This is a genomic window from Gluconobacter albidus (assembly GCF_002723915.1).
GTDB lineage: Bacteria > Pseudomonadota > Alphaproteobacteria > Acetobacterales > Acetobacteraceae > Gluconobacter > Gluconobacter albidus.
This window is the reverse complement of the sequence record NZ_BEWL01000003.1, coordinates 280567-303827: the sequence shown is the minus strand read 5'-3', so window position 1 is coordinate 303827 and position 23261 is coordinate 280567. Positions and strand designations below refer to the sequence as shown.

The following is a 23261-nucleotide window of genomic DNA, read 5'->3' as shown; positions in this document are numbered from 1 at the left end:
CTGTTATTCGTCCTTGTCGGAAAACAGCCCGACCAGATCCGTCAGATGTCCGATTTCGCGCAGTTTCAGGCCTGCGGGCGGCTTGACCCGCGCAGAGGCTGCCGAGACGCGCCGGGGCAGGATGGCCTCGCCAAATCCCAGCTTGGCGACTTCCTTGAGGCGCAGATCCGCCTGACTGACCTGCCGGATTTCGCCCGAAAGCCCGACTTCCCCGAAATAGGCGGCATTGGGTGATGTCGGATGGCCCGTAGCGGCGGATACAAGGGCCGCGGCCACCGCCATATCGGCGGCTGGCTCGTTCACCCGCAGGCCGCCTGCGATGTTCAGATAGACGTCCATATTCGCAAGCTTGAGGCCACAGCGCGAATCCAGCACCGCCAGCAGCATATTCAGCCGCGATGTGTCCCAGCCCACGACCGCGCGGCGCGGCGCACCATCTCCGGCCTTGGGAGACAGCAGCGCCTGAATTTCCAGCAGGACCGGGCGTGTCCCCTCCAGTCCGGCAAAAACGGCCGAGCCCGCGATATTGCCGCGCCGCTCCGCCAGAAACAGGGCGGAGGGATTAGGCACTTCGGTCAGCCCGATATCGGTCATGGCGAAAACGCCGATCTCATCGGTCGCGCCAAAGCGGTTCTTGGCTGCACGCAGGATGCGGAACTGATGTCCACGGTCACCTTCGAAATACATGACCGCATCGACCATGTGTTCCAGAACGCGCGGCCCGGCGAGGGAGCCTTCCTTCGTGACATGCCCGATCAGGATCAGCGCAAAACCGAGCGTCTTGGCCAGCCGGATCAGTTCAAACGCACTCGCCCGCACCTGTGAGACGGACCCCGGCGAGCTTTCCACGCTTTCCAGCCACATCGTCTGGATGGAATCGATGACCACGACCGTATGCGCCCGGTCCTGCTCCAGCGAGCCCACGATTTCCCCGACATTGATGGAGGCCGCAAGATCCAGCGAGTCCAGCATTTTGGGGTCACGGTCCAGACCCAGTCGCTGGGCGCGGATGCGGATCTGGTCCACCGATTCTTCGCCCGACACATACAGAACGCGATGCCCCGACCGCGCCAGCGCGCAGGTGGTCTGGAGCATGAGCGTGGATTTGCCAATGCCCGGATCACCGCCGACCAGCACGACGGACGCCGGGACCAAGCCCCCACCCAGAACGCGGTCCAGCTCGGCAATGCTGGTCGTGATGCGCGGGGGCGGGCGTGTTTCGCCATCCAGCCGGACGGTCTGTAAACGCCCTGAGCTCAGTTTGCCGGTCTTGCGGGCCGTCGGTTCGGGAGTTTCCTCAACCAGCGTGTTCCATTCGCCGCAGGCTTCGCACTTCCCGTTCCATTTCGGATAGGTGGCGCCACAGTTCTGGCAGACGTAACGGGTGGTCGGCTTTTTGGCCAAGGCTGGTCTCTTCGATTTGAGGGGAACAAACCCAGTATATAGGAAGTGCTTGGCCGTTGATCCAGCCGGGGCTTTGCCCCGGACCCCACCAAAGGTCGCGACCTTTGGAAACCTTTAGAATCAGGGTGCAGGGATCAAGATCCCTGCCGGGCCCGGGCAGAGCCCGGAATCCCTACTCCCGCGTCCGCAGAATCAGACGCGCCAGAAGCCGCGAGACCACGATAATCAGTAGAAAACCGAGAAGCTGAAGCACCATGTTCGGATGGGCCGGCTGATGGCGGAACATGATGAACAGGAGTGGCAGGGCGATTAGATAGCTCAGCCCGATGCGCTTCCAGACGATAGGATCGGTTTTCGGGAAACGGGGCAGAAGGCTCATTTGCGCAGCTCCATGGTGATGGGGCCTTCGCGTCGGCCATGGGTGAACTGATCGACCATGGCATTGCCGGAATTCATGAGCTCGGAGGCGTCCCCCTGCCAGATCAGCTGTCCGCGATAAAGCATGGCCGCACGGTTCCCGATCCGCTGGGCCGAGGCCATGTCATGGGTGATGGCAATGGCGGTGGAACCGAGCTTCTGCACGCAGTCCACGATCAGCCCGTCAATGACGGCGCCCATGATCGGGTCCAGCCCGGTCGTGGGTTCGTCGAAGAACATGATGTTGGGATTGCCTGCGATCGCGCGCGCCAGACCAACACGCTTTTGCATGCCGCCTGAAAGTTCGGATGGGCTCAGATCGCCGACGGACGGGTCCAGCCCGACCTGTTTGAGCAGGTCCCCGGCCATTTGCAGGGCCTGCGCGCGGGACGGTGTGGCGCCGTTGCGGTCGGAATGTTTGGCGCGGATGCCGAAAGCCACGTTCTCGCCGACGCTCATGCTGTCGAACAGGGCAGCGTTCTGGAACAGCATCCCGATCTGCCGGCGCAGGGCGTCCTGCCGGGAGCGCGAAGCCGTCAGCAGGTTTTCACCGTCGATCTCGATCGTCCCGGCATCGGGTTCGATCAGGCCGAGAATGCAGCGCAGCAGGACAGACTTGCCGGAGCCGGACCCGCCAATGATGACCATGGAGGTCCCGGCTTCGACATCGAGGTCCACGCCATCGAGCACGATCTTGGAGCCGAAAGCCTTGTGCAGGCCCCGGATACGGATCTTCGGAGTGCCCAAGGGAGCGCCCGGGGAAGTGCTTACGGGGGGAGTGCTCATTGTGAGAAGAACAGATCCGTCAGGAGATAATCGAACAGCAGCAGCAGGATGGACGCGCCGACGACGGCGGCTGTCGTAGCCGAGCCCACGCCCTCTGCGCCACCCCGGCTGTTATAGCCGTTGTAGCAGCCCAGAAGCGCGATCAGAAATCCGAACACCGCCGCTTTGACGAGGCCCACGACCACATCCATCGTCTTGAGCGAGTCCAGCGTGGCGGTGATGTATGTCGAGGGCGAGAAGCCGAGCTTGGCGACTGAAACCGTGAAACCGCCCATCACGCCCAGAATATCCGCCACCAGCACAAGACAGGGTAGCGCGAGCGTCCCAGCCAGAAGGCGTGGCGTCACGAGATATTTCATCGGATCAGTGGACAGCGTGGTGAGCGCGTCGATCTGGTCGGTCACGCGCATGGTGCCGATCTGGGCCGACATGGCCGCCCCGACGCGTCCAGCCACCATCAGTCCTGCCAGAACCGGGCCAAGCTCGCGGGTCACGGCGAGGACGACGATCCCGGCAATCGCGCTCTGCACATGATACTGTCCGAAGCCCACATAGGACTGAAGCGCGATCACGGCCCCCGAGAACAGGGCGGTGAGGGCCACGACGGGCAGGGAGAAGAACCCCGTTTCGATCAGGCTGGAGAAGAAAATACGCCAGTAAAAGGGCGGTCGCACCAGATGCGACAGAGCCTCCAGCGCGAACAGGGCCAGAGCACCTGCCTGCTTGATAAGGCCGAGAGCGGCGCGGCCAAGGGCCGCTATGGGGTCAAGAACGGCATTCACCCTTCAGCCCCTACCCTGCCTGCATCCGGACGTCAAAGTTTCGTCCTCCATTCAGGCGCGCCGTCCGTCGGTCCGTTCCAGATCCCGGAACTGCCGCTCCAGACTGAAATCGGGCGATGTGACGCAGCGTTCGAGCAGGCCGAGCCTGCGGTCCATGCGCGCCAGTCGATCCTGAAGCCGGGCCAGCGGATGACCCGGCGGGACAGAGCGGGAGAAATCATCCGCTGCTTCGGGCTTCTGATGCCGGAAACCGAGCACGGCATCCCTGACCACTGCTGTCGCGCTGGCGGCAGGCGTTTCCTGCCAGGCCGTGCGGTGCCGTGACCAGCTCCGTATGCCCTCTGCATATCCCGCGGCGGCCTTGTCCAGCGTGTCCCGGAACGGCAGAACGCCCGTCCGGCGATAGCGCCGGAAAAGGCGCACGGCCCAGATAACGAGAAAGATTTTCAGCAGCAGGCCAATCACGCCATGACCGCTGGAATGATGAGCGACAGAGGGCGTGGTGCCGAAATTGACCTCTGGTACGTCCAGATGGATATCGAGACGGTCCAGAACCTTGCGCGTCGCATCGGACAGGATGGCGGAACCGTCCGGCGTGGTCACAGTCGTGATCCGCGCACCGGCTGTCTCCTGCACGGAGAGCGTTCCTGAGCCGATAGGGCGCTTCTTCAGCGTTTCGCTCACCTTCTGAAGCGTGATGTCGCCACTGCCGAGAAGGGTCAGATCCGCATCACGGGCCGTGGCGTTCAGCGCAATATCGGCCGAGCCATAATCCCGGACCGTCAGAACATCCGCGCTCCCCCGTCCGACCCGGATATCGCCCGAAGACATGGCCGTGATGCTGGCGCTTGAGGTTGCGAGGTCGTCGATACGCAGGTCGCCGCTGGACAGGCTTTGCACGGTCAGCCGTCCTGTCACCCGTCCGACCGAGACGTTTCCGGGGCCTGTCATCGTCAGGTTCAGGCCGCTGGCCTGATCAATGTCGAGATCGCCGTGTCCGTTTTCCGCCGTGACGTCACCGTTGACGCCAGTGATGCGATAGAGCGTCGTGTGGCCATGGGAGGACTGGATGTCGAGACTGGTCCGGGCCGGGATCATGACGACCGCACTGTCCTGAGCCGCGCAGTCCTGTGGGGTAGTCGTGAAGGTCAGGCGCTCCCCGTGTTTCTTCAGACTGCCGCTGCCGGAAACGATATGCGCGTCCGGACCGCTCACTATGGAGAGGGTTTCAAGACATGTCGCCGGGATCACGAGCGTGCCGGGACTGCTCGTCGAGGAAGCGTCGTAGGAGGGGGGAGCTGGAGGTGAGGGAGGTGCCGGAGGAGGCGCTGGCGGTACGGGGGCGGCCCCGCAGCTCAGAAGCGCAACCAGGGCCAGGCGCGCGTGGAGATGATGGCGCATCCCTATTCTCCCTGTGCGCCGTTCTGAGCGCTCTTTCCGGTCGTCGAAGGCGCAGCGGCGGTTCCCGTTCCGGGTGCCGCCGCTGTAGGCGCGGGAACGGTTGTGGGGGTGGGAAGCTTTGCCTGTGGAACGGACTGGGCGGGCGCGCTTGTGACGGGAGGGAGCGCAGGCGCTTGCGCCGTCTGCTGGGAATTCGACGCGGCGTCTTTTGAGGGGGCCGTGACGCTTGGTGTCTGCGGGGTGACGGGGCTTTCAGGCGCGGAGGACGGTGCGGTGGGCGCCGGAGCCGGAACTGCGGATGACGCAGCAGGGGCCTGAACGGCCGGAGTCTGAGGTGTCTGAGCCTGAGGTGTCTGAGCCACAGGCGATTGCACAACAGGCGCTGGAACAGCCGAAGCCCCAGGTGCCGGAGCAGTCGTGGCCGCGCTGGCGGGCGGCATCTGGACCGGAAGGGACGGCTGGGGGGCTACTGGGGAAGGAGGTGCCGTCACGGCAGCAGGCGGCGCCGGTGTGGGGCGATAGATCACGCCGTTCTCCGCACCGACACGGACAGTGCCTTTGCCCGAACGGACCATCGGGCCCGTGACCGCTTCAATATTGACGTCGCCCGTTCCGTTGGCCGCGACCGTCGCCACCGTGGCGTGAGCCAGAATGGTGGCGCTGGCCTGATCGGCCGTAATCAGCGTCAGGGCGTCGATGCTGCCCCCCGAGAGCGTCATGCCTGCATTCTGCGTCAACTGCACCGAAAGCGCTGCGAGCTGCGCCGTGTCAGCCGTCAGCGTCGAAGTGCCGGAGGCCACGATCTGGGCTGCACGTTCGAGGGAGTGGATGTGGACACTGGAGGCGCCCTGCATGTCCAGGTCGAGGGACTGGGTGTTTTCGATGTCTATGGTGGCGGAATCGAGGCTGGCGTCCAGGGAGGCGAGCTTGCCGGCGATGACGAAATGCGTGTCGTGGCTGTCGTGGATTGTCAGGCCGGTGCTGGGGGAGATGCTGATTGTCAGCTTTCCGCTGGGGGCGCAGGACTTCGTGGCGATGGAGATGCGGCTTTGCGCTTCTTCCTTGCCGGTATGCATGGAGACCTGTGCGAGGCTGCTCGAATCAAGCGTTGCCCCGTCCTTCATGTTGGGATCGACCACGACCCTGACCTGTCCAGTGCAGGGGATCGACAGGTCCAGATCCTCTCCGGACAGGGTCATCCGGGCGGCGTGGGCTGCGGGCGACAGCAGGACGGTACCCGCCAGCAGGGCCAGAAGCGCCGGGCGGCGGCCGGAAAAGAGGACGGGGCGGCGTGTCATCGTGCGTTCCTTGCTCTCCAGCCCGGGATATCCTCGTCGAGGATGCGTTCGAGCTGGTCGATCCTTTCTTCCAGACGCGTAGCATGGGCTTCGGCCTGTGTCAGGGCGGCCTGAAGCATGGGGTCCTGCTGGGCCGCGCCTTTCGTCGCACCGTTGGCGTGTTTGGCCATGCTGACGACGGACCAGCAGATAATGGCCGTGATTGGAACAAGGAAGGGGAAGATGGACGAATTCATGCCTTGGGCCTTTCGGTCAGCCTTTTCTCAGCCTGCGTTTTTCTTCTCGGCCACACGGCGCTTGAGGGCTTCGAACTCGTTTTCCACGACGGCATCGGTTTCCAGCGCCGCGAGTTCTTCCTGAAGCGTCGGGTGTCCGGTGCGGCGACCCAGATCATACGCCTCCGCCTTGCCTTCGAGCTCATCAAGAGCGCGTTCCACCTGATCGAAACGGTTGAGTGTGTCGTCGATGCGGGTGTCGTAGAGTTTTTCGCGGGTTTTCAGGCGGCCCTGTGCGGTGCGGGCGCGGATGGAGAGCGCCTTTTCGCGGGATTTGGCATCGGCGATCTTGGCCTGAAGCTTGGAGATGTCGTCGTTCTGCTGGTCCAGCCCGTCCGAGATCTGGACGATCTGCTGTTCCAGCGCCTCGCGCGACTGTTCCACGCTGTGGCGGGCGGCGAGGGCTGCGCGGGCGAGATCGTCGCGGTCACGTTCGATGGCCAGGCTGGCCTTGCGGTGCCATTCGTCTTCTTCGTGCATCATGGTGCGCACGCGGCGTTCGAGCTGCTTGCGCTCGGCGATCGTGCGGACGGCCTGACTGCGGACCTCGACCAGCGTGTCTTCCATTTCCTGAATGACCAGGCGGATCATTTTCTGCGGGTCCTCGGCATTGGCGAGAATCGCATTCAGATTGGAGTTCACGATATCGGCGAGGCGAGAGAAAATACCCATGATGCTTTCCTTCCTTGGTGAAGACTTAGGACAGAATGCCTGTCCTTGTCAGCGAGCCTTGTCAGCGGTGCTGTTTTGAGGGTGTTATGAACTGAAGACCTGAACGGGGGCGTGAGAGACCATAAAATGGCGAGAAGCACCGATATGGACGAGGTGCCGACCCCGATCGGGCGGGCTCCGGCATTTCTGGGGATGCTGGATCAGGTCTCCCGTCTGGCGCCCCTGCGGCGTCCGGTTCTGGTGATTGGAGAGCGCGGGACCGGCAAGGAACTGGTGGCGGCGCGTCTGGCCCTGCTGTCGGACCGGTGGGACCGGCCGCTGGTGAAGCTCAACTGCGCGGCCCTGCCCGAGGCGCTTCTGGACAGCGAACTGTTCGGCCATGAAGCGGGGGCCTTCACCGGCGCGCAGAAGCGGCGTCTGTCGCGCTTTGAGCGGGCGGACGGGGGCACGATGTTTCTGGATGAGATCGGCACCGCGTCTCAGGCCGTGCAGGAAAAACTGCTGCGGGTGATTGAATACGGCAGCTTCGAGCGTGTGGGTGGCAGCGAGACCATCCGGGTGGATGTGCGGCTGATCGGGGCGACCAATGCGGATCTGCCCGCCATGGCGCGGGAGGGGCGGTTCCGGGCGGATCTGCTGGACCGGCTGGCCTTTGATGTTGTGAACATTCCGCCGCTGCGGGCGCGCCCGGAGGATATTTCCCTTCTGGCCGGGCATTTCGCCACCCGTATGAGCGCGGAGCTGGGGCGGAAGGTGTTCGCGGGGTTCACGGAGCGGGCGCTGGAGCGGTTGCAGGCCTATGACTGGCCCGGCAACGTCCGCGAGTTGCGCAATGTGGTGGAACGCAGCGTTTACAGGATGGACCGGCCGGAAAAGGCGCTGGACGAGATCGTGCTGGACCCGTTCGTCGTGCCGGACTGGAAGGACGCGCAGGTTCAGCGCATGGTGACGGCGGCGTCCCCGGCTGCTCCGGCTGGGGGAGATACGCTGACATTCCCGCGCGATTTCGGGGCGGATGTCAGAATGCATGAGCGCAGTCTGCTGGAGGCTGCTTTGCGCGAGGCGCAGTTCAGCCAGCGGCGCGCGGCCGAGCTGCTTGGTCTGACCTACTACCAGTTCCGCCATCATCTGCGGCTGCATGGTCTGGCCGACAAGGAGGCGCGGAAGGCGCTTGGCGTGAAGGAGTGAGGGCGTGTCCATGAAACCCTCTGATGCAGGAACCGTGCCAGATGAAGCGCGTGACCGGATTTTGAGGGAGGGGATAGGTTTTCTCATTTTCGAAAATGGCGTTCAGGGCCACTTAGTGTGATTTCGAGCCATTTTTTATGATGAATGATTAAGACGAAACAAAAAAGTTATATCAAACAAAATAGTTTATTTTTGGATGATGTGCGCCTATGTCTCTGGGCAGGCCGCCTGAGCGGTCGGACTGATCTGGACACAGGCAGGTGCGGCACATGTCTCTTTCACGGACGGAACTGGATCATCTTCGGCAGATCCCGGAAGACCGGATCTTGCAGGAGACGCTGACGCTGCTGCGGGGGCGGGTTGCTGTTGTGTCGTCTTTTGGGGCGGAGTCGGCGGTTCTGCTGGATCTTGTGGCGCAGGTCGATCCGTCCGTTCCGGTGTTTTTTCTGGATACGAAGCGGCATTTTCCCGAAACGCTGGACTATCGCGAGGGGCTGGTGCGCAGTCTGGGTCTGTCCGATGTGCGGACCCTCTCGCCCACACCAAAGGCGCTGCATGACCGCGATCCGCAGGACCAGCTGGCCGCGTTCGATCCGGATGCGTGCTGTGCGCTGCGCAAGGTCGAGCCGCTGGATCTGGTGCTGCCGGATTTCGATGTCTGGATCACGGGGCGCAAGCGCAGCCAGTCAGCAACGCGCACGGCGCTGCCGGTTCTTGATCCGCAGCCAGATGGCAGCGTGAAGCTCAACCCGCTGGCGGGCTGGGGTCCGGCGCAGATCGAGGCGCAGATGCAGCGCCGGGATCTGCCGCGGCATCCCCTGGTTGCAAAAGGTTACACCTCGATCGGTTGTGCTCCGTGCACAAGGGCGGTCAAGGATGGTGAAGATGGACGGGCGGGCCGGTGGGCCGGTCTGGCCAAGACGGAATGCGGCATTCACAGGCCGGCATGACTACGGAGCGGATAATGACGCAGACACCGATCCTGTCCCGGGATCAGTCCTCCACCCCAGGGGCTGCTGCCTCTCAGGCCCCTTCTTTGGCCCCTTCTTTGGCACAGCCGCGTATCATGGATGATCTGGACCAGCTTGAGGCCCAGAGCATTTTCATCCTGCGCGAGGCCTATCGCAAGCTGAAGCCCCTGTCCCTGCTGTGGTCGCTGGGCAAGGACAGCAACGTGATGGTGTGGCTGGCGCGCAAGGCGTTCATGGGGCGCGTGCCGTTCCCGGTCATGCATGTTGATACCGAGAAGAAATTCCCGGAAATGTATGCGTTCCGCGACGAATATACGAAGAAATGGGATCTCGACCTGCTGCTGGGCTATTGCCCGCCGGTTGAGGAAATCGACCCGTCGCTTCCCCCGGCCGCGCGGTCTGCCGCGCGCAAGACGGCTGGTCTGGCCGCGATGATCGAGAAGCACAAGCTGCGTGGCGTCATTGCGGGTATTCGTCGTGACGAACAGGCGACGCGGGCGAAGGAGCGCGTGTTCAGCCCGCGCGGTGCCGGGCATCGCTGGGACGTGCGCAACCAGCCGCCCGAGTTCTGGGACCAGTATGCGACGCCATATGAAGACGGTATGCATATCCGCGTCCATCCGCTGCTGTCCTGGCGGGAGATCGACATCTGGCGCTACATCGAGCGCGAGAACATCCCGCTGGTGGATCTGTATTTCGCAAAGGACGGCAAGCGGTACCGCTCGCTGGGCGATCAGGACATCACCAGTCCGATCGAGAGCAATGCGTCCACCGTGGCGGAAGTGATTGCCGAACTGGAAACCAGCCGCACCTCCGAACGTGCGGGGCGTGCGATGGATCATGAATCCGAGGACGTGTTCGAGCGTCTGCGTGTGGCGGGGTATCTGTGATAATGGGCGACAATATCGTGACGGGACATTATTCCGAGACCCATCGTGCTGCTGCGACGCCCATCGTCATTGTCGGGCATGTCGATCATGGCAAATCCTCGCTGATCGGGCGTCTGCTGTATGACACCGACAGTCTTCAGGACGGCAAGCTGGCGCAGATCGTCGAGAGCAGCCGCAAGCGTGGTCTGGCGGTGGAGTGGAGCTTCCTGCTCGATTCCCTTCAGATCGAGCGTGACCAGGGCGTGACGGTTGATTCCACGCGGATTCCGTTCCGTCTGGGATCGCGGGAATTCGTGATCGTCGATGCGCCGGGCCATCGCCAGTTCCTGCGCAACATGATTACGGGGGCCGCCGATGCCGAGGCCGCCGTGCTGGTTGTCGATGCCAAGGAAGGCGCGCAGGAGCAGACGCGGCGTCATGCGATGCTGCTGCGTCTGATCGGCATTCGTCATGTGATCGTGCTGCTCAACAAGTCCGATCTGCTGGAGTTTGACGAAGCGAAGATCGTCAAGGTCGAGTCCGACGTGCGTCAGCTTCTGGGCCGTCTGGAAATCGAGGTTGAGGCCGTTGTTCCGGCCTCCGCCCGCGACGGTGACAACATCGCCAGCCGTTCCGAGCGTTCGCTCTGGTACAAGGGGCCGACGCTGGTGGAGGCGCTGGCCAATGTGCCGCCGCCAGCTTCGCGTGCTGCGCTGCCGTTCCGGATGCCGGTGCAGGATGTCTATCGTTTTGATGGCGTGCGCTATGTGGCGGGGCGGATCGAGCGCGGTACGGTTCGTGCAGGCGACCGTCTGGCGATCGGCGCGCAGGGTCAGGTTGCGACGGTGGCGGAAGTCTGCCGCTGGCATGCTCCGGAACTTCCGGTTGCGGGTGCGGGCGAGTCCATCGCGCTGCGTCTGGAGCCAGATCTGGTTCCGGATCGGGGCGATCTGCTGTTCCCGGCGGATGACAAGGCTGGGGCGCCTGAGCGTTCGGCCCGGATTCGCACGCGTCTGTTCTGGCTGCGGGGTGAACCGCTGCGGGTGGGCGAGAGCTTTACGCTGCGTCTGACGACGGCCGAGCATGACGTGACGGTGGCGTCCATCGACGCCGTGGTGGATCTGGAAGACCTGACCCTGCGTGAGGGCGACAGCGTGCCGCCGGACGGGTTTGCGGAAATCACGCTGGCGGCCTCCCATGCCGTGCTGTTCGATCCGTTCGCGCCGGGCTTTGGCGACGGGCGGGGTGTTCTGGTGGATCGTTACCAGCGCATCGTTGGTGGCGCGCCGCTGATTGGTCCGGCTGAACTGGCGGACGGCGAACATGCCATTCATCCGACGGCCAGCCGTGTGTCTGCGGCCCGTCAGGTCCAGACGCGGGGCCATAAGAGCGGCGTGTTCTGGCTGACGGGGCTGCCGGGTTCGGGCAAGAGCACGGTGGCGCGGGCGGCCGAGTTGGCGCTTTCGGAACAGGCGATCAACGCGACTGTTCTGGATGGGGACACGCTGCGGGCCGGGCTGTGCAGCGATCTTGGGTTCTCGCCGGAAGACCGCCGGGAAAATATCCGTCGTGCGGCGCATGTGGCGAAAATTCTGGCCGAAAGCGGGCAGGTCGTGATCGTGGCGCTGGTGTCTCCGCTTGAGGCGGACCGGGCGCAGGCGCGGCAGATCGTGGGCGAGAACTTCCATGAAGTCTTCGTCGATACACCGCTTGAGACCTGCGAAAAACGGGACCCCAAGGGACTGTATGCGGCGGCGCGTTCGGGGAAAATCCCGGAGTTTACGGGTGTTTCTGCTCCTTACGAGGCGCCGGTGTCGCCGGAGCTGCGTCTGGCTGCGGATCGCCCGGAGCACGATGCCGTCAACACCCTGACGGCGTTCATCCTGCGGATTGTTCAGCCGTAAGGCTCTTTTTTCTACTGATGTGGTGTCAGACCCCCTTTCCATTTGGGAAGGGGGTTTTTTCATGTCTGGGGAAAGGACGTGGACACGAAAAATTTCACGCAAAAAACGAAAACCGTCACTTTTGTGATGTTACTTCCGTGAGATGGAGCGTTAAAGAGGACGGATTGTTTACACAATAACGGTCTGCGGCTTCGCGGCGGAAGGTTTTATGATGCAGGGCACGAACGGGTCCATGAGGTTGAGCGGGAATGCTCTGACGAATTTCATTGCAACGATTTCGGCAACGGGCGGGCTGCTGTTCGGGTATGATACCGGCATCATTTCCTCCGCACTGCTCCAGCTTCGCAATGAGTTTCATCTGGATACGCTTGGCGCGGAAGTCGTGACATCGGCCATTATTCTGGGGGCTCTGATCGGGTGTCTGGTGGCGGGTGGCATTTCTGACCGGCTTGGGCGTCGGCGGACGGTGATGATCGCGGCGGCGCTGTTCCTTGTGGGGACGGTCATTGTAGCCTCGGCGCATAGTGTCGCTGTTCTGATTCTTGCCCGACTTATTCTGGGGCTGGCGATTGGCGGGGCATCGCAGATCGTGCCGATTTATATCGCTGAGATCTCCCCTCCCGAGCGTCGTGGGCGCCTTGTCGTGGGCTTTCAGCTTGCGGTGGTGTCCGGCGTCACGATTTCCTTCATCACCGGCTATCTTCTGCGGGATTCGAGCTGGCGGCTGATGTTCGGGATTGGGATGCTTCCGGCGCTGATCCTGTTTGTGGGTATGGCGTTTCTGCCTAACAGCCCGCGCTGGCTGGCTCTGAACGGTCAGACCGAAGAGGCGCGGATGGTTCTGCGGCGGGTGCGGGCGACCGACGAGATTGCGGATCGGGAACTGGACGGCATTCTTGAGAACCACGATGTGCAGGCGCCCTGGTCCGAGCTTGCGAAGCCGTGGGTGCGGCCTGCGCTGATGGCTTCGGTGGGCATTGCGCTGCTGTGCCAGTTCACGGGCATTAATGCGGTCATGTATTACGCGCCGACGATTTTTGCCGATGCGGGCTTTGGTCAGGATTCAGCGCTGCTGACATCTGTGGCCGTGGGTGTGGGCATGGTGTTTGCGACGGTGTTTGGCGGTTGGGCCGTTGATAACTGGGGACGGCGCACGCTGCTGCTGCGTCTGCTGCCGGGAGCTGTGATTGCGCTGGTCGTTCTGGGGACGGCGTTTGCGATGCATCTGACGGGTGGCGTCGGGGCGTGGATCACGGTCGCTGCGGTGATGGCCTACACCATTTTCAATACGGGCAGTCTGTCGGTTGCGATCTGGCTGGTGGGTGCGGAAGTCTATCCGCTGTCGTGCCGCAGCAAGGGCATGAGCCTTGTGGCTGGTGGGCACTGGGGCGCGGATCTGGTGATTTCGCTGACGACGCTGTCTCTGGTGCAGGTTCTGGGTGCGGGATGGACGTTCTGGCTGTTTGCCGCCGTCAATGCCTTCGCGTTCTGGTTCGTGCTGCGCTATGTGCCCGAGACCAAGGGGCAGTCGCTTGAAGAATTGGAGCGGCGTCTGAAGAACGGGACGTTTGCGCCGGTGGATCGCGCGGCGGCCCGGGCTGAAGCTCAGGCCCGCTAAGGCAGGTTCCTAAGGCCGTTCCTTCACGGACGGCCGATGGACTGGTAACTGAATCCGGCCTCGCGCATGAGGTCGGGACTCCAGATATTCCGCAGATCCGCGATGGCGTTGCCGCGCATCGCGTCACGCAGGCGGAGGGGGTCGAGCGCGCGGAACATGTTCCATTCCGTCAGGACGACCACGATATCGGCGTCCTGCGCGGCTGACAGGGCGTCTTCGCAGTAGCGCACGCCGTCCGGCAGGAGCGGGCGGGCGGCATCCATGCCTTCGGGGTCGAAGACCTGAAGGGTTGCCCCCGCGTCGTGCAGGCGGGCGAGGATGGGCAGGGACGCGGCTTCGCGCATGTCGTCCGTATCGGGTTTGAAGGTCAGGCCGAGAATGCCGACCGTTTTGCCTTCAAGGGTTCCGCCCGCCTGTGTGATGATGCGCTCGGCCATGCCGGTTTTACGGGCTTCGTTGATCGCGACCGTGGCTTCCACCAGTTGTGTGGGGGCGCCGGCATCCTGGGCAATGGCGGTCAGGGCGCGGGTGTCCTTGGGGAAGCAGGAGCCGCCATAGCCTGGTCCGGGGCTGAGGAAACGGCTGCCGATCCGCTGGTCGAGGCCCATGCCGCGGGCGACGTCATGGATATTGCCGCCGACTTTTTCGCACAGATCGGCCATTTCGTTGATGAAAGTGACTTTCATCGCGAGGAAGGCGTTGGCGGCGTATTTGGTCAGTTCCGCCGTTTCCAGATCCGTCAGGACGATCGGGGCCTGAATGGCCGTGAGTGGTCGGTAGAGCTGTTCGATCAGGCTCTGCGCGCGGTTGCCGCCATCCGGGCCGGAGCGGTCGATGCCGACGATGACGCGGTCCGGGCGCATGAAATCGTCGATCGCGTTGCCTTCGCGCAGGAATTCGGGGTTCGAGGCCACGTCGAAGGTCAGGTCCGGGCGGGTCTGGCGCAGGATGCGGGCGACTTCGCGACCCGTGCCGACGGGGACGGTCGATTTGGTGACGACCAGAAGGTCCGTCCGGGCGGCGCGCGCGATTTCTTCGGCGGCCGCATAGACATAGGTCAGATCGGCGTGGCCGTCGCCGCGTCGGGTGGGGGTGCCGACCGCGATGAACACGGCATCGGCGTTGCTCATGGCCGCGCCGAGGTCGTCTCCGAAGGTCAGGCGGCCGGAGGCGACGTTGCTGCTGACGAGGGCGTCCAGTCCGGGTTCGTAGATGGGGATGCGCCCGTCATGGAGGGCCGCGAGCTTTTTTGGGTCCCGCTCTACGATGGCGACGTCCGCTCCGAACTCGGCGAAGCAGGCGCCCGAGACGAGACCGACATATCCGCCACCGACCATTGCAATACGCATACCTGGACCCTCTCCTTTACGGTCCGATGTGCATAGCCGGGGGCAGGATGGGGTGCAAATCCCGGGGACCCACCGCCTAGCGCGTGGGGCGGGCGCAGGCGTTCGAGGCTGCGAAACCCTGAAGGGCGGGGGGAAGGTTCGTGACCGCGTTGGAGTCCGCGAGCATGTCGCGCCCGACCTTCGACCATTTGGCGAGGGAGAGGGTCGGGGCGTCGAAGGGGCCGCTGACGCGCACGGGCACATCGAGCGCAAAGAAGCTTGTCGAGAAGGGGCGGCTGGCGAAGACGAGATCGAGCCATTTGCGGCGGAGGTCGAAATTCGCCTTGGCGGCAATCGTCCCGGCACCTGTTCGCAGGCGGAGCGGGATGACGGTGCCGATGCCCTGATGCATCTGCAGGACGCCGAGCAGGCAGGTGATGGGGGTCACACCCTTGGCGTGCCGGAACAGCAGGCGCAGGTCCATTGAGGCGGCCTCGACGATTTCCTTTGCGATTTCGCCTTTTTCCATACTGACGGCGGCGGTCATGTCGGCGCGGCTGATGGCTTCGTTGAGGGTATGGACGTTCTTGGAGCTGGCGGTGATGCGGAAGTTCAGGCTGCCCTTGACCGGAACGGGGGCCAGACCGGCCACGCGGCGCAGGCGGTCGATGTCGCCATGTGTCAGGGCGACGTCGGCAGAGACGCGGGAGGATGTGCCGTCCGCTTCGATCCGGCCATCGGCACTGAGCGACGCGCCGATATAGTCCAGCCGCAGGAGGGGAATTTCGATCCGGTTGGGTGTCTGGGCGCCCTGGATCCTGAGATTTGAGAAATCGAGGGTGTTGTAGATCAGCTGGCGGGCGGTCAGCTCGAAATGGACCAGCGGGTCCGGATCGGGAGGCGTGATGAGCAGAAGGTCAGCGTGGAGCGTAGAGGGGCCCTTTTTGCTGCCCTTTGCGCCGGATGGGGCGAGAATGGGCATCAGGCCATTGATGTCGAGGCATCCGAAGCCGGTTTTGGCCGTGACGTCATCGGGTTTGCCGTGGCTGCCTTCGATCAGGGTGAAGTCGCCGCTTTCCATCGTGCTGGTCTGGATGGTGCCGTGCGCTTTGGTGAAGTGCCAGTCATCGCCGGAATGGCTGAAATCGCCGGAGAGGGTCAGTTTGACGGGGGCGTGGTCGCCTTTGATCCCGGCGACGCTGAACAGGGTGTCGGAGGTGGGCGTGGTGACAGTGGTGTGGCCTTCCACGCCTTCGAAATTCACCGGGTCCGTCAGGGTGCCGGTGAAGTCCGAGGTCATGTCGCCGGAGGTAACATGGGCCGTGGTGGCGTAGGGGCGGGCGGGCGTTTTGCGGAGGTCGTTGATGGGCTCCATTTCCGCGGAAATGCTGACGGGGGTGTCGTTATAGGCCCCGGTCAGGGTCATGGTGAACGGGCTGCTGTCGCTCGTGGAGGCGAACTCCACCTTTTCAAGCGTGGTTCTGTAGGACGCGCCATTGGCCGAGCGGTAGGTGACGTCGCTGTCGAGGATCGTGGCATTACGCAGGCCTGGCGCGTTGCCCAGATCGGGTGGCGTGTCGGCTTTGGCCTGTTCCTCGGGGGTGAGGGGCGCGCGCGGTTCGTTCTGGTGGGGGCCGAAGCGCCAGTTGGGCAGATGGGCCGGGGTGCGCTCGAACAGGCCGGAGAACTTGGAGATGACGATATTGCGGGCTTCGGGCGGTCCCCAGATCAGGGACGTCAGGCGGATCTGTGCGCCGAGATGGCCGAGCGTCATCATCTGCGGGCGGGTGCCGCTGGCGATGTTGGCGATGGAGATATCATCGGCGTCGATGGTCAGCCATGCGCCCGGATGGACGTGCAGGGCGCCGATATGGACGGTGCGGCCGAGCTTTTTCTCCAGCCGTGGCGTGGCGAAGGCGGCGAGGTCCCGGTGGTCGATCCAGATCCATCCTGCGCCGAACAGGGCCAGAAGGAGGACGGTGAGGGACAGGAGGGAAACCAGAAACCAGCGCAGCAAGAGGACAGTCTTTCAGGACGTGTTCAATAAGGCCGGACAATACCGGGAAGTTCTGTAAAGGGAAACTCCACGGTACAGGCTGGAGGATACACGGAATATTTCCGAAAATTCTGCCGCAATAAAAAGACCGTGGTTTTTTGATTGAAATAAATGCCGCAGCGTTACTGGAGGGAATTGCGGAATTTTTCGACGGCGTGCAGGGCGCAGGCTTCGTCCTTGTCGCCGCCGGGTGCGCCGGAGACGCCCAGACCGCCGAGAATGGTATGGCTGGTGCTGCTGCGCAGGGTGACGCCGCCGGGGACGAACAGGACTTCGGGGATGGTGTTCAGGGCGCCGTTTGCGGGGCCGGTGACGCCTGCGGCGATCAGTTCGCTGGTTGTGTTTTTATTGAAGGCCAGACCGTAGGCATAGGCCGTGTAGGCTTTGCGGTAGGAGACGGAGAGCGATTGCAGGGGGACCGTATCGCCTTTGACGACGGCCTGTTCATGGCCGGTCGTGTCCACGACGGTGGCGGTGACGGAATAGCCCTGTGCGGCGCAGATACGGACGGCTTCTGCGGCGAGGGCGGCAGCGGTTTCCCAGTCGAGTTTCTGGCTCGTGACGATATGGGAAGGCGTTTGCGCGCGTGCGGTGGGGCTCAGAAGGGCTGCGATGAGCGCTGCTGCGGGCAGGACGGTTTTTGCGTTGGGGAGCATCAGCCGGTTCTCTCGTTGTGGAACGGGAAGCATGCTGTCTGCGGGGCGTGGGTCGCAATCGGGAATGCGGGGGTGCACGCAATGGTGTTTGCTGGGGGGTGTTGGCTGGGGGTCTCTCCCGGACCGGGGTCCGGGAGAGGGAAACGGGTCTTTTTTAGAACGCGGCCTGGATACGGGCTGCGAAGGAGTTGCCAGAGCGACCGGAAACGTTGGTGGCAGAGGCTACGCTACGAGACGTGACGAAGTGGCTGTAGTCCAGCATGAAGCGAAAATGGCGGTTCGGATACCAGTTCAGGCCGCCGGTATAGACATTCTGCATGCCGCCCCGGACGTAGCTGACGCCGTTCTGGCTCGTGATCCCGGCCGTTGCGGCATTGATGTTGCTGTTCAGGTCCAGGCCGCTGTACTGGGCCACGGCTTCAAGTGCGCCCCAGTGGTTGAGCGCAGGGTTGAATTCCTGATCAGCACCGACACCAGGTGCACCAAAAGCGCCTTCCTTGATGTTATACATACGGGGCTTGCCGAAAATCGTGTAGGCAGCGGCACCATACCAACCCTGGAAGTTGAACGCGGGCAGGTTGGCCTGCGAACGCTGAACGCCAACGTGATAGTATTCACCCTTTACGAGGAGGCGGTCCCAGCGGAACCCGAGTTCCGGACCTGCTGCCCAGACTTGGGCAGCCTTGGTGATTGAGCCCGTTGCTACGAGGCTGGCTTCACCAACGTCAAATTCCGGACGCTGCCCAAAGGACGTCGTGCGGGAGCAGTAATTGGCGTTGGCTCCGGTGTTGCAGGCCAGGCGGAAGGCTGCAATTGCCGATACACCGACGTGAAGATCCACATCCTTGGTTGCGATAGGACGGCCGGCAGCGCGGAGCATTCCGCCCGTCTGGCTGTCGATTGTGGCTCCGCTGCCACCACCGTAATAGGTGGAGCTCATGTCAGAGGCGTTGCGGTGACCCCATTCCTGGCCGGTGAAGTAACCGGCAACCCACCAGCGCTTCTCGTAATGCAGGCCGCCGACCACGAAGCGGGCATCACCCGCTGCGATGTTACGGACCATATCCGTGATGCTGGGGCGTTCCAGCGTCATGAAGTCATTGGAGCTTTCGGCGTCCTCTTCCGTCACGCGGGGCTGGAAATAGCCGACCGTCAGGATGGTGTTGCGGAAGCCGGTGTAGTTCAGGTTGCCTTCATAGAGGCCGACATAGCCGTCGTTATGGTTGGCACCGAAATCAGGCGTGACGGCTGCGACCCAGTTCTTGTAGCGGAACATGAACGGAATACGCAGACGGCGCTGGTTGGTGGTGAAGCTGTTGAAAGCACCACGGGTGTCGTTGCCGCGAGGTCCGGAATTGAAGAAGCCGCCAAAGTCTTCATGATAGGCGAGGCCGATCGAGAGAGCATACGCGCCGTCCGAGGACTGGATCGTCGGGCGACCGCCCGGGAAGCCGACCTTGATGCCGCCGACGCTGACTTCTTCGTCCTGCGCGGTGGCGCGCTGGAAGTCGGCCCAGGAGGAGACGTCTGCGCGGTCTGAGGGCGGACGACCATCATCGGCGCCGGGCTTGGCCGGGCGAACGCTGATCAGAGGCTGTGCGGCCGTACGCGGCTGTCCGATATAGCGTCCACGCTGGGCGTAGGGGTTGTTTTCGGCTTCTTCCCGCTGGTGGGCCAGAACGGCGCGGGCGCGCTTCACTTCTTCAGCATGTTCTTTTTTCATGCTGGTGAGCTGGGCCTGCATGGCCTGGATCTGCCGTTCCATGATCTGCATCTGGTCGGCGGCCCGGGCGTGGCCACAAAGCGGGAGGAGGGAAACCAGGGTCGTTGTGGCCAAAAGGGCCTTGGGGAGAGCCGTGGTCCGACGGAAAGAAAAAGCCATTGCTGCGGTGCGTCCTTCTGGGGAGGGCGTGTGTTCCGCAGTTCAGGTATCTGATTCGCTTTTTGAAATAATGGGAAGGTTTCATGACGGGGGCGTGACAGTTTGATGACACAAAAGGCGAAAAGCCCCGGAAAACAGGGAGTTCCGGATTTCGTATGTCAGTTTTGTTGCGTAAGGGACGGGCGCAGGGGGCGTGCGAAGGGAGGGGTGTGACATTTCGGCACTTGGGGGTGTGCGGAGGCTGTCATGAAACTATCACGCAGGTCCCACTGTTTCTGTATCCGCGCCAGCGTTACTAAGGGGCAGTTTTCACGCCCCATAAGGGATTCCCATGATCAAGAGCAGAGCTCCGCTATTCGGTCTTCTCGTCGCCACGGCCCTTGGCACTGTTGCCATGACCCCGTTCGTGTCGTCGGCGCAGGCTGCGGACATCACTGGCGCAGGATCCAGCTTCGCCGCACCGATCTATGGTGCATGGGGCACGGCTGCCAAGAGCCAGGCTGGTATTTCCGTGAACTACCAGAGCGTGGGGTCCAGCGCCGGTCAGGATCAGGTCATCGCCCGTACGGTTGATTTCGGGGCGTCCGACAAGCCGATGAACGGCGAGCGTCTGGCCAAGGAAAAGCTGTACCAGTTCCCGACCGTCATGAGCGGCATCGTGGTTGTGGCGAACGTGCCGGGTCTGGCTCCGGGCCAGCTCCGTCTCGATGGTCCGACGCTGGCCGCGCTGTATGACGGTGAGATCACGACCTGGGATGACGACCGCATCAAGGCCCTGAACCCGGGTCTGAAGCTGCCGGATACGGATGTGGCTCCGATCCACCGCGCCGATGGTTCTGGCACGAGCTTCGTGTTCACGTCCTATCTGTCGCAGGTTTCTCCGACCTGGAAGCAGAAGCTTGGTGCCGGCACGTCCATCGCCTGGCCGGGCGGTTCGGGTGCACGTGGCAATGATGGCATTGCCGCCATGGTGCGTCAGACCGAGGGTGGCATTGGTTATGTCGAGTATTCCTATGCCGCGCAGAACCACCTGAACATTGCCAGCATGAAGAACCACAGCGGTGCTTTCGTAACGCCGACGCTGGCCAGCTTCACGGAAGCCGCCAAGGCTGCCGACTGGGTTCATGCCGATCATTATGCCGTGAACCTGCTGGACACGGATGGCGCGTCTTCCTGGCCGATCGTGACGGCGACGTTCGTTCTGGTGCCGGTTGATGCGGTGCAGAAGGAGTCCGGCAAGGCCGTTCGTGACTTCTTTACCTGGGGTTTCCAGCATGGCGATGCGGACAATGCCCGCCTTGACTATGTCGGTCTGCCGCAGAGTGTGAAGACGGACATTCTGGCCAACTGGCCGAAGTAAGTCCTGCGTCTGTATCCGTAATGACGGGCCGGCCCTGAATTTCAGGGCTGGTCAGTCAGGATAAAAAGGCGTTGAGTATGGAACGGGCTTCTCCTGTGCGGGAGAGGCCCGTTTTCTGTTTTCCGCTCTGTTTAGTCATGGTGCCTGCGTGTCCGTTACGTCGCTTTCCGAACAGACGTCCCCACAGGGGATGAATGGCCTGACCCGGGTGCTGATCGGTATGGTCTTTATTCTGGGGCCTGTTTCGACGGATATGTATCTTCCGGCGTTTCCGGCGCTGGAGCATGATCTGGGGCATGGGGCGGGATCCGCGCAGCTGACGCTGACGGCGTGGCTGGCAGGGCTGGCGATCGGGCAGTTCACGCTTGGGCCGCTCTGCGACCGGTACGGGCGCAAGCTGCCGCTGATGTGTGGACTTGTGGTGTATGCCCTTGCCTCGGTCGGGCTGGCGCTGACGACCAGTTTTCACATGTTCTGCGCACTGCGCTTTGTGGCGGCTCTGGGAGGTGCGATCAGTTCCGTGGCGCCACGGGCAATGGTGCGCGATGTCGCGACCGGCTCGGCGGGTGTGAAGCTCATGTCGCAACTGATGCTGATTTTTGGTCTGGGGCCTCTGCTGGCGCCGTCGATCGGGAGTTTTCTGCTGGACTGGGGAAGCTGGCGGCTGATTTTCTGGGCGAATGTCGTTTTCGGCGTCGTGATGTTCTTCTGCACGTTGTTTCTGCTGCCCGAGACATTGCCCCTGGACCGGCGTTTTGCGTTGCCGGTCAGCGGGATGGTGGCGCGTTACCGGGATCTGCTGCGCGAGCCACTGTTCTGTTCTGCGGTGATGGTCGTGAGTTTTGCGACCTTCACGATGTTTGCCTATCTGTCGAATGCGCCGGCGCTGTTTGAGAACATTCTGCATTTCTCGCCGCATCTGTTCGCCATTTTCTTCGGGCTGAACGGGATCGGCTTTATCATTGGTTCGCAGGTGAATGCGAAGCTGGCGAACCGTTTCCTGTTCACGCGGGTGATGGAGACAGCGATGCTGGCGGTTCTGCTGTTCTGTGCGCTGGCGGTGGTGGTGTGTCTGAGCGGATTTGCGGGGCCGCAGAATCCGTGGATTTTGTGTGCGCTGATCTGGTGCACGACATTTTCGCTGGGGTTCATCGGACCGAATGCGGGCATTCTGGCGCTGACGCATCATGGGCATCAGGCGGGCGCGGCTTCGGCGCTGATGGGAACGATGAACTGGACGATCGCTGGTCTGGCGGGCGTGATGATGTCGTTTCTGCCGACGCACTGGGTCGGGTCGACATCGGTCGGAATGCTGGTGGGGATCAGCTTCTGCTGGCTGTGCGATCTGTGGCGCCGCCGGCTGGATCCGCAATCCTATCTGTCTGTCCGGCAATAAGAGCCGGAGCGGGACGCCCGGCGCGAGGCCGGGCTTGTCCCGAGAAGACTGTGATCAGCTCTCGGAAACGCGGTCAGCAGCAACCGTAGCGATCATCAGGGCGCCGATCATCGGAACGAAGGCAACCATCGAGAACTGTGCGAGAAGGCTGGTGGGAAGGCCGATCAGGTGGATCAGGGTCATGGACGTCATCTGGAAAATCTCCGTGTGGTTCTGTGTGCCGTTTTGCGGCGTGCAGCGGGAGAAACTCCAGAATCGGTGTCAGAAGCAACAAATACAGATGCAGGGTCAGACCTGCATTTCCTGCATAAATGCTTTTTAAACTTTCGCCTTCTTTGCGGAGGGAGTGATTTTGTTACGAATTCGCGATTATTTCAGCGCGAATAAAGTGATGCGAGATCCGGGGTGTTGCCCGGATTTCTTTCGGGAAACAGTACCATTCCCGGTGGTTTTTGAAATAAAATTGCGTGACGGCTTATTCCGCGTCGAGGCTCAGATCGCTGTCGTGGCGCAGTCCGTGCCAGCTCAGGAGGGTGTCGGCGAGGAAGAACATGAGCGATCCGACGGTGCAGGCGAGAGCTATGCCAAAAAACGCCAGCAGCCATGCCGAGGTCGAAGCATCGCGAAGGGAGCCTACAAACAGCGCCATGGCCGCGCCGCAGGTGGAGGCGCCGCCGATCCCGTTCAGGAGAATCGCGGCGTCCAGAACGAAGACCCGACGGTGCAGGCGGGCCTGCTGGTTGCGCAGGCGGGCGGGCGTGTCGATGGGATCGACGGGGGTATCGTCCGTTTTCGGGGTACCGAGTTTCTTGCGGACGTCTTCAAGGTGGTCCGTGACGCGGGCCAGACGGGTGTTGAAGACGTTGATGAGGGTGCCGATGCCGGAGAGCATGAAAACGGGCGTGAGCGCGACCTGGATCAGGTGGGCGGCGCTGTCGACAGGATCGGGATCGTAGGAAATCGGAAAAGGCATGATGTCTTATACTGCATGATGCGTT

Annotated in this window: 21 protein-coding genes; 7 read left to right on the top strand and 14 right to left on the bottom strand. The window is 62.7% G+C overall.

The annotated features are described in order from the left end of the window. Positions 1 to 3 precede the first annotated feature (3 nt). The 8 genes from radA to pspA form a co-directional block, all read right to left on the bottom strand. The gene (radA, locus tag GAL01_RS06515; protein ID WP_099253144.1) at positions 4 to 1404 is read right to left on the bottom strand and encodes a DNA repair protein RadA; all 1401 of its coding nucleotides are present in this window, start codon (positions 1402 to 1404) and stop codon (positions 4 to 6) included. A 172-nt stretch (positions 1405 to 1576) separates the two neighbouring features. Then, positions 1577 to 1783 carry a hypothetical protein gene (locus GAL01_RS06510; RefSeq protein WP_062029257.1) on the bottom strand — a complete coding sequence of 69 codons (207 nt, stop codon included), beginning with the start codon at positions 1781 to 1783 and terminating at the stop codon, positions 1577 to 1579. Further along, positions 1780 to 2607, bottom strand: a complete 828-nt coding sequence (locus tag GAL01_RS06505; RefSeq protein WP_062029253.1) for an ABC transporter ATP-binding protein — start codon at positions 2605 to 2607, stop codon at positions 1780 to 1782. Before GAL01_RS06505 ends, GAL01_RS06510 begins: the two co-directional genes overlap by 4 nt. Further along, a complete protein-coding gene (locus GAL01_RS06500; protein WP_062029251.1) occupies positions 2604 to 3389 on the bottom strand; it encodes an MlaE family ABC transporter permease in 786 nt (261 codons plus the stop codon). Before GAL01_RS06500 ends, GAL01_RS06505 begins: the two co-directional genes overlap by 4 nt. A gap of 51 nt (positions 3390 to 3440) precedes the next feature. Continuing rightward, positions 3441 to 4790 (bottom strand): GIN domain-containing protein, encoded by a 1350-nt coding sequence (locus GAL01_RS06495; RefSeq protein ID WP_062029248.1) that lies wholly within the window; start codon positions 4788 to 4790, stop codon positions 3441 to 3443. Positions 4791 to 4792: 2 nt separating this feature from the next. Next, positions 4793 to 6088 carry a hypothetical protein gene (locus GAL01_RS06490; RefSeq protein WP_062029246.1) on the bottom strand — a complete coding sequence of 432 codons (1296 nt, stop codon included), beginning with the start codon at positions 6086 to 6088 and terminating at the stop codon, positions 4793 to 4795. Continuing rightward, positions 6085 to 6324 carry an envelope stress response membrane protein PspB gene (pspB, locus tag GAL01_RS06485; RefSeq protein WP_062029244.1) on the bottom strand — a complete coding sequence of 80 codons (240 nt, stop codon included), beginning with the start codon at positions 6322 to 6324 and terminating at the stop codon, positions 6085 to 6087. The genes GAL01_RS06490 and pspB overlap by 4 nt, the downstream gene beginning before the upstream one ends. 27 nt (positions 6325 to 6351) lie before the next feature. Next, a complete protein-coding gene (pspA, locus tag GAL01_RS06480; RefSeq protein WP_062029242.1) occupies positions 6352 to 7035 on the bottom strand; it encodes a phage shock protein PspA in 684 nt (227 codons plus the stop codon). A 126-nt stretch (positions 7036 to 7161) separates the two neighbouring features. Here pspA and pspF point away from each other — a divergent pair, with 126 nt between their 5' ends. From pspF to GAL01_RS06455, 5 genes are all read left to right on the top strand, one after another. Further along, the gene (gene pspF / locus GAL01_RS06475) at positions 7162 to 8223 is read left to right on the top strand and encodes a phage shock protein operon transcriptional activator (protein WP_062029239.1); all 1062 of its coding nucleotides are present in this window, start codon (positions 7162 to 7164) and stop codon (positions 8221 to 8223) included. A gap of 269 nt (positions 8224 to 8492) precedes the next feature. Further along, positions 8493 to 9173 (top strand): phosphoadenylyl-sulfate reductase, encoded by a 681-nt coding sequence (locus GAL01_RS06470; RefSeq protein WP_062029237.1) that lies wholly within the window; start codon positions 8493 to 8495, stop codon positions 9171 to 9173. 116 nt (positions 9174 to 9289) lie between these two features. Further along, entirely contained in the window at positions 9290 to 10084 is a 795-nt protein-coding gene (gene cysD / locus GAL01_RS06465; RefSeq protein ID WP_062029272.1) for a sulfate adenylyltransferase subunit CysD, read from the top strand. 2 nt (positions 10085 to 10086) lie between these two features. Next, positions 10087 to 11967 carry an adenylyl-sulfate kinase gene (gene cysC, locus GAL01_RS06460; protein WP_062029235.1) on the top strand — a complete coding sequence of 627 codons (1881 nt, stop codon included), beginning with the start codon at positions 10087 to 10089 and terminating at the stop codon, positions 11965 to 11967. Between the two features lie 208 nt (positions 11968 to 12175). Then, positions 12176 to 13585, top strand: a complete 1410-nt coding sequence (locus GAL01_RS06455) for a sugar porter family MFS transporter (protein WP_062029228.1) — start codon at positions 12176 to 12178, stop codon at positions 13583 to 13585. 23 nt (positions 13586 to 13608) lie between these two features. Here the strand turns inward: GAL01_RS06455 and GAL01_RS06450 are convergent, their stop codons facing one another. From GAL01_RS06450 to GAL01_RS06435, 4 genes are all read right to left on the bottom strand, one after another. Further along, the gene (locus tag GAL01_RS06450) at positions 13609 to 14934 is read right to left on the bottom strand and encodes a UDP-glucose dehydrogenase family protein (protein WP_197458975.1); all 1326 of its coding nucleotides are present in this window, start codon (positions 14932 to 14934) and stop codon (positions 13609 to 13611) included. A 76-nt stretch (positions 14935 to 15010) separates the two neighbouring features. Beyond that, on the bottom strand, positions 15011 to 16930 hold the full coding sequence (locus tag GAL01_RS06445; RefSeq protein ID WP_062029226.1) for an AsmA family protein: 1920 nt from the start codon (positions 16928 to 16930) through the stop codon (positions 15011 to 15013). A gap of 161 nt (positions 16931 to 17091) precedes the next feature. Then, positions 17092 to 17625 carry a GlcG/HbpS family heme-binding protein gene (locus GAL01_RS06440; protein WP_062029224.1) on the bottom strand — a complete coding sequence of 178 codons (534 nt, stop codon included), beginning with the start codon at positions 17623 to 17625 and terminating at the stop codon, positions 17092 to 17094. 154 nt (positions 17626 to 17779) lie between these two features. Beyond that, complete coding sequence (locus GAL01_RS06435) at positions 17780 to 19507, bottom strand: OprO/OprP family phosphate-selective porin (RefSeq protein WP_062029222.1); 1728 nt, start codon at positions 19505 to 19507, stop codon at positions 17780 to 17782. A 331-nt stretch (positions 19508 to 19838) separates the two neighbouring features. Between GAL01_RS06435 and pstS the strand changes: the two genes are divergently transcribed. Together pstS and GAL01_RS06425 are read left to right on the top strand one after the other, a co-directional pair. Continuing rightward, complete coding sequence (gene pstS, locus GAL01_RS06430) at positions 19839 to 20867, top strand: phosphate ABC transporter substrate-binding protein PstS (protein ID WP_062029221.1); 1029 nt, start codon at positions 19839 to 19841, stop codon at positions 20865 to 20867. A gap of 148 nt (positions 20868 to 21015) precedes the next feature. Next, complete coding sequence (locus tag GAL01_RS06425) at positions 21016 to 22263, top strand: multidrug effflux MFS transporter (protein WP_062029219.1); 1248 nt, start codon at positions 21016 to 21018, stop codon at positions 22261 to 22263. A gap of 54 nt (positions 22264 to 22317) precedes the next feature. Here the strand turns inward: GAL01_RS06425 and GAL01_RS15660 are convergent, their stop codons facing one another. Then, the gene (locus GAL01_RS15660) at positions 22318 to 22455 is read right to left on the bottom strand and encodes a hypothetical protein (protein WP_156474507.1); all 138 of its coding nucleotides are present in this window, start codon (positions 22453 to 22455) and stop codon (positions 22318 to 22320) included. A gap of 283 nt (positions 22456 to 22738) precedes the next feature. Then, a complete protein-coding gene (locus GAL01_RS06420; protein WP_062029217.1) occupies positions 22739 to 23236 on the bottom strand; it encodes a DUF2721 domain-containing protein in 498 nt (165 codons plus the stop codon). Positions 23237 to 23261 lie beyond the last annotated feature (25 nt).